Origin of the sequence: Hymenobacter crusticola (assembly GCF_002154225.1) — a bacterium.
In the GTDB taxonomy this organism is placed as follows: Bacteria; Bacteroidota; Bacteroidia; order Cytophagales; family Hymenobacteraceae; genus Hymenobacter; species Hymenobacter crusticola.
Genome location: NZ_MTSE01000055.1, coordinates 1 through 9,649, shown reverse-complemented (window position 1 = coordinate 9,649; position 9,649 = coordinate 1). Strand labels below are relative to the sequence as shown.

At 52.0% G+C, this 9,649-nt stretch carries 12 protein-coding genes; 2 read left to right on the top strand and 10 right to left on the bottom strand.

Annotated features, from left to right (window positions below; all coding sequences use genetic code 11):
- Together BXP70_RS28105 and BXP70_RS28100 are read right to left on the bottom strand one after the other, a co-directional pair.
- Window positions 1-595: hypothetical protein (locus BXP70_RS28105; protein WP_143436760.1), on the bottom strand; the 595-nt coding region annotated here is incomplete at its 3' end.
- A 9-nt stretch (window positions 596-604) separates the two neighbouring features.
- A complete protein-coding gene (locus BXP70_RS28100; RefSeq protein ID WP_086597449.1) occupies window positions 605-1,210 on the bottom strand; it encodes a hypothetical protein in 606 nt (201 codons plus the stop codon).
- A gap of 148 nt (window positions 1,211-1,358) precedes the next feature.
- On the opposite strand from BXP70_RS28100, the gene BXP70_RS30885 reads away from it, so the two are divergent.
- The gene (locus BXP70_RS30885; RefSeq protein ID WP_262490778.1) at window positions 1,359-1,481 is read left to right on the top strand and encodes a hypothetical protein; all 123 of its coding nucleotides are present in this window, start codon (window positions 1,359-1,361) and stop codon (window positions 1,479-1,481) included.
- Window positions 1,482-1,845: 364 nt separating this feature from the next.
- On the opposite strand, the gene BXP70_RS28095 is transcribed toward BXP70_RS30885, so the two are convergent.
- Window positions 1,846-2,484 (bottom strand): hypothetical protein, encoded by a 639-nt coding sequence (locus tag BXP70_RS28095; RefSeq protein ID WP_086597448.1) that lies wholly within the window; start codon window positions 2,482-2,484, stop codon window positions 1,846-1,848.
- Between the two features lie 233 nt (window positions 2,485-2,717).
- On the opposite strand from BXP70_RS28095, the gene BXP70_RS29765 reads away from it, so the two are divergent.
- Window positions 2,718-2,942 carry a hypothetical protein gene (locus BXP70_RS29765; RefSeq protein WP_143436759.1) on the top strand — a complete coding sequence of 75 codons (225 nt, stop codon included), beginning with the start codon at window positions 2,718-2,720 and terminating at the stop codon, window positions 2,940-2,942.
- Here BXP70_RS29765 and BXP70_RS28090 read toward each other — a convergent pair.
- The 7 genes from BXP70_RS28090 to BXP70_RS30435 form a co-directional block, all read right to left on the bottom strand.
- Window positions 2,939-3,793 (bottom strand): hypothetical protein, encoded by an 855-nt coding sequence (locus BXP70_RS28090; RefSeq protein WP_086597447.1) that lies wholly within the window; start codon window positions 3,791-3,793, stop codon window positions 2,939-2,941. The two genes, BXP70_RS29765 and BXP70_RS28090, sit on opposite strands and share 4 nt — an antisense overlap.
- A 331-nt stretch (window positions 3,794-4,124) precedes the next feature.
- Window positions 4,125-5,876: a DUF3987 domain-containing protein gene (locus BXP70_RS28085; protein ID WP_086597446.1), complete on the bottom strand. Its 1,752-nt coding sequence runs from the start codon at window positions 5,874-5,876 to the stop codon at window positions 4,125-4,127.
- A 21-nt stretch (window positions 5,877-5,897) separates the two neighbouring features.
- Entirely contained in the window at window positions 5,898-6,788 is an 891-nt protein-coding gene (locus tag BXP70_RS28080) for a BT4734/BF3469 family protein (RefSeq protein WP_218779893.1), read from the bottom strand.
- A 26-nt stretch (window positions 6,789-6,814) separates the two neighbouring features.
- Window positions 6,815-7,048 (bottom strand): hypothetical protein, encoded by a 234-nt coding sequence (locus BXP70_RS28075; RefSeq protein WP_086597444.1) that lies wholly within the window; start codon window positions 7,046-7,048, stop codon window positions 6,815-6,817.
- Window positions 7,045-7,353: a helix-turn-helix domain-containing protein gene (locus tag BXP70_RS28070; RefSeq protein WP_086597443.1), complete on the bottom strand. Its 309-nt coding sequence runs from the start codon at window positions 7,351-7,353 to the stop codon at window positions 7,045-7,047. Before BXP70_RS28070 ends, BXP70_RS28075 begins: the two co-directional genes overlap by 4 nt.
- A 112-nt stretch (window positions 7,354-7,465) precedes the next feature.
- Window positions 7,466-8,806, bottom strand: coding sequence for a hypothetical protein (locus tag BXP70_RS28065; RefSeq protein ID WP_086597442.1), 1,341 nt, complete (start codon window positions 8,804-8,806; stop codon window positions 7,466-7,468).
- 655 nt (window positions 8,807-9,461) lie between these two features.
- A partial coding sequence (locus BXP70_RS30435) for a hypothetical protein (RefSeq protein ID WP_218779892.1) occupies window positions 9,462-9,649 on the bottom strand: 188 nt, incomplete at its 5' end.

The following is a 9,649-nucleotide window of genomic DNA, read 5'->3' as shown; positions in this document are numbered from 1 at the left end:
CGTAGAGGCCGGCAACGGCCCGTTCCCGTAGTTCCTGCGCCAGGCGCCCGTGGCGGGAGCCGAACGGGGCGGGTTGCAGCAAATCCAAAAGGTGCTCGTCCACTTGGTGAGCGGTGTGGATGGGAATGATGGTGCTGATCGCTTTCCGCGTGTCGTCTGCAGCTGGGTAGGTCGCTAGGTCCACCAGTTCCACCTCGGTAGCTGCCAGAAAGCGGCGCTGCATGTGCGCGTCGGTCATGGCGTCGGCGGTGAGCGCGGCGAGCTGGAGGGGGAAGTGACGCTTGAGCTCGGCTAAACTACTGGTGCGCGTGGCGGCGAGTTCCTCGCGCATCAAGGCATCGGTGACCCCGTAGCTTCGTACCAGGTCGAGCAGAATGGGTAGTTCCGTGTCCGTGAGGGGGTCGACGGGGTAGCCGCTAATGGCCGCTACGCACACGGCGAAAGCCAAGGCGTGCGCAGGGATCTCTCCGGTGGGTTCTTGTCCACTGAGGGCTTGCTCCCAGTAATTTTGATAGCGCAGGAACTGACCCACGGGAAAGTCTTCTACCGTGCGGTAGAGCGAGAGGGTCTGATGCGGGAAGCAGAGAGTACGCATAGGAATAAGTTAATCGAGTAAGGCGAAGATTTCTTGAAAGCTGCCCTGGGTCTGGGCTAGTGTGAGCACGCGTTGCATGTCCTCAGGGTAGGTGACGCGCAGGGCGTGCAGGGCCTCGCGGTTACGCTGCTGGCCCGCGTCGTAGGCCTCGCCGTGCTGGCGGCGCCATTGCAAGACCCGTGCGGGCTGGTAGAGGCCGTTCTCGTCGTCGGGGTTGAGTAAGGCCAGTTGCTGGTCGCGCACTTGGTCAAGGGTCGCTTGCACCTTCTCAGGTAAGTGGTCGAGGTAGGTTTGTAGACCGGGGCTGAAGGCCAGGCTCGAATACAAGCCCAACGTGAGCGTGGTGATCAGCTCGCCGTAGAGCTTCTCGTCGGGATAGTGAATCTCGGGGTCGGCCTGGCGGTAGCAGATGTTTTCTAGCTCTTCTAGGGCGGCGCGGTGCTCGCGCACTTCCGAGAGTAAAACGGTGAGTTCACCGATAGCGAGCAGGTGGTGTTGGCGGGTCGCGCCTGAGACGTGCTCGGTAGCTAGTGGGGGCAACTGGTGGAGTAGTTCGGAGCGTTCCTGCACGAGGATCTCGTCGACTACACGCAGGCGTTCATACTTGTTTTTCATGGAGAGAAGGGGATAAGGGTAAGAGAAGTGGAAAGGGGATGCGTACTTATCACGGCGGGCGCGCTAGCATGGTATTTTTAACTGTCGAGGTTGATAATATATCGTTTTCAATTCACTTTCAGTGAGTTATCATCTAAACAACTTGCCGATGACACCCATTTCTACCCAGCCGCCCATATTGCTCGCTATCTCGCCGGCCTTGCGGCGCCTGCCCGTGCTGCTTGCTTTGTTGGGCATAGCCGTGGCAGTGCTGGCGGGTTGTCTGCTGTAAATGCTGCTGCCCGTAAGGATGCGTTACCGACCTCCCTGCGTGCGCCATGCGAAGTGGCGAGCGATCTATAGGCTGCGCCCCCAGCGGTTCATGCAACGACGTGCCCTACTGGTGTGCGCGGTGATGAGCATCTGTCTGCTAGTGGAGTACTGGCTAGGCTTGTGGGGGCCGTAAGGGGCCACCCTGTCAGCGGATCATCTAGGTTTAGGCGGCCTAAACCCAGCTCCATCGTCACGCGTAGAAGGCGCTGCTTATTCATAAAAGAACTGCTGCGCGGGGTTGTTGCATTCCTGCGCGCGGCAGAAGCGAGACAGGAGCCGGTTGCGCTGTAGCCGGCCCCTATCTGCTAGCTCGGTGCTCGCAGCTAGAGCAGGTCCAGGATTCGTTGTAAGTCCTCGCGCTGCTCGGCTAGGCGTTGAATCTGCTCCATCTCCGAGGCGTAGGACTCGGCAAACAGACTGAGCTCCAAGGCTTCCAGTTGGGCTTGATCCCCGCGGCGCAGCAATTCCGGCTGGGTCATGGGCCGGGTGCTACCGTCGTCGTTCACGTGCAGTAATACCCCGTCCTTGGCCTGCAAGTCCCGCTCGGCACACTCGGCCGCGACGGAGGGCAAGAGTTCAATGAAGCGCTTCAGCGGAGGGCTCAAGGTTAGGCAGCTGATGTTACCGCCCCCGTGTAGGTAACCTAGGATGTCGGTGTAGGCATCGTAGGGCAGATCAGGGGTTTCTGGATCTTCCGTGAATTCGTAGCCGTCTTCTGCATACCCCTCGGGGATCGTGCCGTTCAGCCCGTGGTGGCAGGCGGCTGCGATAGCCCGTAGACTGTTGCAGTGGTCCTTGATTTCGGCCTGCATGACGGTTGCTTGGCCGACGCTCTTGGTGTACTCCTCGAAGGTTTCCGGGGTGAATTGGTACTGGTCCAGACGCAGTAGACGAAAGACGAAGTACTGCCGGCGAATGGCCAGGCGGGTGTGGATGGTTTCTAAACGATCAATCTTGTGCATGATGAGCGTAAGTTGGTAGTGAAAAACAAGGGATTACTATCTTGCGATATGCGTTATGTGCCCCAGCGATTGCTGCGTGTTGGTATCATGCGGCCGCGGTTGCGGGCGTTGCTGGTGTGCTTGCTCTTGGGTGGGTGCTTGGCGCTAGAGTACTGGCTTAGCCAGTAAGGGAGAAGCCAGTGAATAGACTTGGCAGGCTTGTTGTCAAGTCTACTTTTTCTTCTTATTATCCTATGTCTGATTCTAAACAAAGCTTCCGAAGGGCCTTCCAAGCCCGGCGATTCCCCCTGGCAGCGGTCTTACTAGCCCAAGTGGTAGAAGCCCGGCACGTCGCGCTCTCGCCGGTGGTGCTGATGCAAGTGCAACGCCGGTGCATGGACCTGCTAGAGCAGCGCGACGGCCAAGACGCGGACGCCTTGCTGCGGGTTGCGGAGACGTATGTGCCCTCCGTAAGCTAGAGGAAGCGCACGTCGCGAATCGTTTCTAACTGGGTTAGGAGTTGGCGGTAGTCTTCCGCAGTGGTGGCGAAGGTGAAGCTAGCCGCAGCCTGATTAGCACGCACGAGGACTTGTTCGAAGAAGTGCACCAGGGATTGGTTCTTCAGGTCCTCGTTGAGTTCGTCTTCCACTTCGTCGCCTAGGGTTTGCGCGACCATCTCGCCCGTTTCGTTCTCGTGGTAGACGGGGAGTTCGGCGCCGGTGAACTTTCGCAGGAGTTTGAAGGGATTAAACTCGGTGGCCCGGCGCACGTGCTCGGAGAAAGAGCGAAAGTCCTCCGCGTGGCTGGTGCCGATCTTCTCCCCGCGGCTATCGCTGCCGGCGAAGTACTGCTGCAAATCGTTGTGTAGGGTGTAGTGCCGTAAACTCTCCTCAGCATCTTTGTAGGCGACTTTCCACTTGGGGCCTTCGTCGTCAAAGCCGTCTTCCTCCCAGTCGGTCTCGTCCTCGCTGCCGAACTCGTCGATGACTTTCATTCGGTTCTCGATGGCGTAACGCAACAAGTTCCCTTCGTACTCAACGAAAAAGTTGGTGAGGTCCTTAATCGCCCAGTTGATGTTCTTGTGCAGGTCCGTGAGCGAGTTACTCAGGACCTGCAACTGGTAGAAGCGGGGTTGCAGGTAGGAGAGCAGTTGCTGGGCGTCTTGGCTAGGCTGCGCGCTGGTAGCCGAGGCCAGCAGGCGGTTGAACTCGCCCATGCTGTCGCGGGGGAGGACGACTTGTTCGAGTAAACCGAGCTCGCGCTGGAAGGCGTTGAGCAGGGTAGCGAGGTTGTCGTCGGACTCGATTTTGGTCAGGATCTGGTAACGCATCGGGTAGGGGGGTGAAGAAGGTAGAAAGGGGTCACCGTTTTGGGGATACCTTGGGGAAGTGGTCCATTTGAGTGGATGACTTGTCCTAGAAGGGATCATCGTCACCTTTGGCTGCTTTGCGGGCTTTCTGATTGTGTTTGCGCGCAAAGACCTCGTAGTCACGGTAGTGGAGTAATGGTGCTGAAGAAATGGATTCGATAGAAGAGTTATAATTCGCAGAAACACACTTTTAGGCCTGCTCAGAAGAAGAAAGTGAATGTTTGAAAATTGCATTTCCCCTATCTCATTTGTCTCATGTCTTGAAAGTGAGACGAGACACTTTAGAAGTAGCTTATTTGTTTTTTAGCCATCGACCGACAGTCTGGAAAGGCACCCCTGTTTGCTCCGCAATGTCCCGGTAGCTCAATCCGTGCTGATGAAGCTCAAAAACCTTAGCTTCTTTTGCAGCTTTGGCTGCCATCTTACCAGCGGCACCGGCAGGCTTCGGCATGCGCTGATACATCGCTAAGGAATGGGCAAGGAATACGTCTCCTAAGGCAAGTGCTATGTCAAAGTCAAGCTGATCACAAACTAGCTTGCCGGGCTCTTCGCCGTTTTCGAAGGCCCGCAGCAACGTCAACAGCATGGCAATTCGGAAGACAGACAACCCCAGGCGTTTGGCAACACTACCGCTTTCCTCGCCGCACTGATCGACAGCAGTGCCAAGCCACTGTTCTCCGGCTTCGTTTAGCTGCTGCCACTGACTTGCTGTTAACTCGATCCGAATGGGAGCGTTCGCATGTAAAATCATGCGGCTTACATTGGTCGAGAGCGCATCAAAGTACGCGTTCAAATTTCCTCGACCAGCAGAAGGGCTCACATCGCGCCAGGTATGGGGAGCTTCGAAAGAGTAGTAGAGGTTGCGGCTGAAAAGCCCGTCTTCGGCACTAGGGATGAGCTTCAGTACTTGACCAGGGGTGCCGGTCAGGGCAACAGAGATTGCTGGCGCTGACAGTTCATAGAACTCCTTCCCTGTTTTGCGTTGATAGGTGTAGGCTTCGTGGTGAAATGCTTTCCGCAGTAAGTCAGAAAACCCATTCCCCCAATCTTGACCCATTGCGCCACTGAGCGTGTCCGCTTCTGTCTCGCAGATAATACCTGATCCATCATTGTCGGCCAATACCTTGATTACGGCGGCGGCACTGCTGTTCCCTGGGATATACAATTGCTTGAAGGCAGGCGCTGCAGGAGCAGATGGTACTGGCATTCCCTTCTTAGCAGATCGCTTTCCTTGTTGGTACTCCTCGTTTAGGCGTTCATATTCCTGTAGGTTCAGTTTACTTTCGTCAACTAATGATTTGTGATAGGCGTAAGCTAAACGACGAGCCCACGATAAGCCACTTTTGCCGTTGGCAGCGGGTGCAATGATGAAACAATACAGGTTCATCCACACAGTAGAGCCGTCATACACGCCTGTAACAGAACGAAAGCAGCCTGACAAGATGGACATTGTGGACGTGAGCATCACGTCTCGTTCCCGACCGGCTGAGAACGGTTGACAACACTGCTGGAGTAGCCGCGGCATTGCGTCAAAGATCCACTCTGGAATAGTAGGCGTTTCGATTGGCTCACTAGCGGAATTTGTACTCGTAGCAGCCGTAGCTACTCCGCTGTATGAGGACTCATGAGCGCGACCGCGCGGCGCCTCGTAGGGCTTGCTGGCAAACTTAGCTGCCTCGCGCTGGTATATGCCTTCGACAGTGGCGCGTATCTCTCTTTCAGGGAACCCTTCGGCTGTCCAGTTATTCAAACAGTAGTCCAACCACTCGTGTAGTTTTACACCACTATCATTCGCAAAGAAGGTAGCAGCAGTGAGATAGGTATTACGACCACTACCTTCTCCAACTGGCATGAGTCCACGCTTGGCGGTGTGCTGTTCTATAACCCAATTCAGGCGATGCGCAGTAAAATCTACTTCGGTTGCCTCTGCTGAATCAGGGCGTATGCCAGCACTACGCGTATGCGCGAGCGCAACATTAGCTGGATTCGGGGTTTCTGGTGGAATAGTCGCGTTAAGTGCATCCAGGTCTACGTGATTAATCATGTTGCCAGCAGGTGGGGTAGGTTAAGCGGCGTAAGCCGGATTCAGGTAAGCAGAAGGGTCATGGCAGAGGTAGCAAGCTCGCGCTGGATCCTTACCGCTCTTGTCAGGTACTAAGCCGAGTTGAGCGTAGTGATGCGTGAGGTAGGTTGAGAGGACTTTGAAGTTGGTGAGGTGATCGCGCCGGGGATCGATGGCTAGCAGACACTTCAACCCTTCACCACTGGGGCTGACGAACATCATCACCACCGAAGGCGACAAGGCAGCATCCGTAAGTAAGGTCTGTTGAGCGGTGGCTAGGTCAGGAACATGATCAAAGTCCAGTACCATAAGCCCCGAGCGTTCAGTAAGGCATTTGTTGTCTCGCTTGGTGAACACCCCAGCCGGAGTGATGTAGTCAAGCTTCTTTTTCAGCTCATGACGATTATTGCTCCCTACCTCTGCCAATCGAATTGCCTCAGTTTTGGCCCTCAAGCGTTTTCCTGTGATCACTTGGTACACTAAAGCAGGTGTCACCGCGGCACGAGGTACAACGTTGCCTATAGGGCCTAAATAATAACTAAACTTAGGTGGCTCAACTATACTAGTACCCTCGGCAGCTTCCTCATTCGCTGTCTTTGCAACGGTCATAGTTGCGATGGGCTCAACGACAGCGCTTCTGAGCTGTTCTTCATTGGCAGTATAACTCACGACTAGTTCCGCGGTACGCTCCTCTTTCGGTTTATTCCACAAGCGAGCACCACGATCCTCTTCGTACATACGATAGCGTTGAGAGGGGCCTATCTCGACACAACCTGAAGTCAATAGCGCTTCAACGTGTGCTCCAGGATCTCCCGACCAGTTGTGCGCTAACGTGTAGAGTAACTCGTCACGATTTAGAAATGGTGAAGTAAATAGTGAGGCTACCTCATCCATGCTGTCAAAAGGTTTGGGGGGAATAATTAGCATATGAGTCCGTCTTCTAGTTGTGGAGTAGGCAGCATGGCGCCATAAGCGAGTAGCACCGCGGTGAGTTGGTCATCGGTTAGGCGGAAGCGCTTGCATAGGTTCTTGCGACCGACGTCGGAAAAACAGAAGTGCGGTGCTGCATCAAGACAAGCATGCAGGCCTTTCACTTCTTGTAGTAAGGATTGACCATCGCGTAGTTCGTCTTGGTATTTCTTCGCCGAATTCATAACTCAGTAGGGATCTGTTCACCATCCCGCAAAGCCAACACATGTCTTTTTTTAAGGTAAACGCGCCCACCTACCTTAAAAAAAGGCAATTGTTGATTTCGTTTTAGTTGATGTATTGTAGCTAAGCTTACACCTAAAAGGGAGCTTGCCTCTCGTAGAGTTAATGGCTTCTCTGGCACGGAGAAACTTGGCTGTTCATTTTCATTACGCGAGCCATCAAGTTCATCGCGAACTATCTTTCTTATGTTGGCATAGAAAGTAGTGATCTCCATGCCGCTTAAAATTAGCTGCTCCATTTTTCGCATAGTCCGGAGGGTGTGAGCCGGGAGTAAGCGAAGATCATTGGTGCGCTTTGGACAGCAATAGACGTCTATACTTATCTATTTATCCAGAAATATCTAACTCACTATTAACTACTTATGCAACAATAGTTTTTAAAATATTCATTATTTGTTTTACCCGCTGACTGGGTGAGGTATCTTTGGAACCATATGTACCTACTGTCGATCTAGCAGGTAGATCAGCCTCGGGGAAAGTATTATCCAGTAGTTCTTTTGCAGTATTCAGTGTTGTTTTATGGTGCAAATAGCCGCTGTGGACGAGTGCCCATATGAAGCAAGACCACTCAGCTGTGTCGCGCACTACATGCAGGTTCAGATAAGCAGGACCAATCAGTATCTTAATCTTTACTTCCTTCTGCTTTCTTTCTTCCTCAGATCCAATAAGAGCAGTATAAATCGTTCTAAGCGTGTTTGCTGGCTTTGTAGCTTGAGGACTCTCGAGTTGTGTGATTTTAGGCTTTTCTGTACTAAGAACATCTTGTTTCGAGTGGGTTATGTTGCTGCCGGCAAGTAACCCATCAAGGTTTGTATCAATTTCTCGCCATACTGTGTCAGGATTGGACAATATCCGTTCGGCATGTATTGGGGTAAATTTTTTTCTAGTGATTTTACCATTTACCTCAACAGCATACAGTTCAACACTCTTGTTAGTATCTGAAGCAAAAGCATATCGCTGGGTAAGCCAGGTTATGACACGCTCTAGATTAATGTTTCCTGCGCGTAATAGCAGCCGATCTTTGACTTTTTCAATTAGATACTTTGCCCATGCAGCATCTAATTGGTATTCGCGATCTAACACATGAGTTACTTTGTCCCAAGGCAGACGCTCTAGATCATTTAGAAACTTGCTCAGGAATCCAGCAGTGCCCAAATCGGAAAAAGGAACGAATCGAGCGGCACACATAATTTGCTCGTCGTTTTTCTTTAACTGCATCAGTTCCCGCAACCACTTACGGGCTTTCTTTAGTCGTCGACGCTGTTCTTTGCTAGCTAGGTCCTTATCTAATTCTTGTATGATAAACTCAATCAGATATTCACAATCAGCAGCATGGCGTATCTGGGGATCTATGCGAGAGCCAAACCGATGCTCAAGGCATAGATAGTGCAACCAACTTTCAATCTGACTAAGAGGGCAGTCTAATAAGTGCTGAATGAAGTGTATCCCAAAGTTATCTGTGTAAAAAAACGAACCTTCTATTTTGGGTTCAGACTTTCGCCAAGCCTCTTCAAAAAGTTGTTTTTCTTCTTTAGTAAGGGTGGCAGTGTGAAAGGCCCAAGGATTGATGTCCCTAAAGCCCCAATTGGCATCTAAATCATCAGGAGCTGGATCCACTTTGTAATATTCCAAGTAGAATATTCTGTTAGCCTCCATAACAGCTTCATCGCGCCGGTCCCTTCTATAGCTTTGGTTCTGCATGGCTGTTTTGACAGTTAGCTAACAAGATTCCAGAACACAACTGTCTCATTCGTCTCAGGTCTTGAAAATGAGACGAGACACTCTGAGTGGCACGTACCGATGTGGTGATAAAAAGTAGGATTTAAGCCCAACAAGAGTGAAGTGTTTTCCACGAGGAATATCTTAGTGTTGCCAGAAGTAAAGATACTTAAACCAGAGTCTTCCTCTATCTGTGCATACTTCAATATAAATAGTAGTGTCTTAAAAATGAGACACTACTATTTATATTGATACAGAACACATTATGTGTTTGGAAAGAGAAGAAAAAGAAAGCTTTTTCGTGGCCAAATGCTAGACCTATAAGCAAGATTTCACGTACTTTACAGAGCCCTCCACGTAAAGTGTTGCCAGCAATTTACCTAGGGTTAGAGGCCGCGTCCATCATGTGAGACGCGGCCTTTTTGTACTTTTTACTTTGAGTATGATAGCGTCATATTCAAGGTTTGTCTCAAAAGTGTCTCGTCCTAAAGATGAGACTGAGACAAATGAGACAGGCTGTTTAACTATCCTCCTGCACGTTATTTTGGTAGCATCCATCCCTATAGCGTAAGAAGCCCCAAGGTGATGGAATCCTTGACAGCCAATCGCCTGCTGTGCGAGGAATAAGATCGTGTGCTCAGCTTTTAGGCCTACTACAGGCCCGCTCAAGCGTTTGAACCACCTGGGTCAGCTTCGCCGTATCAGCTTTTCGCTCCCGTTGTGCGGGTGAACCCGAAACAGGTGGGCAGCGAAAGCTAGCTAGTGGATTGTGCACCAGGTAGGCTCGTTCCACACCCCACCAGAGTACCCGTTGCAGGCGGCGCA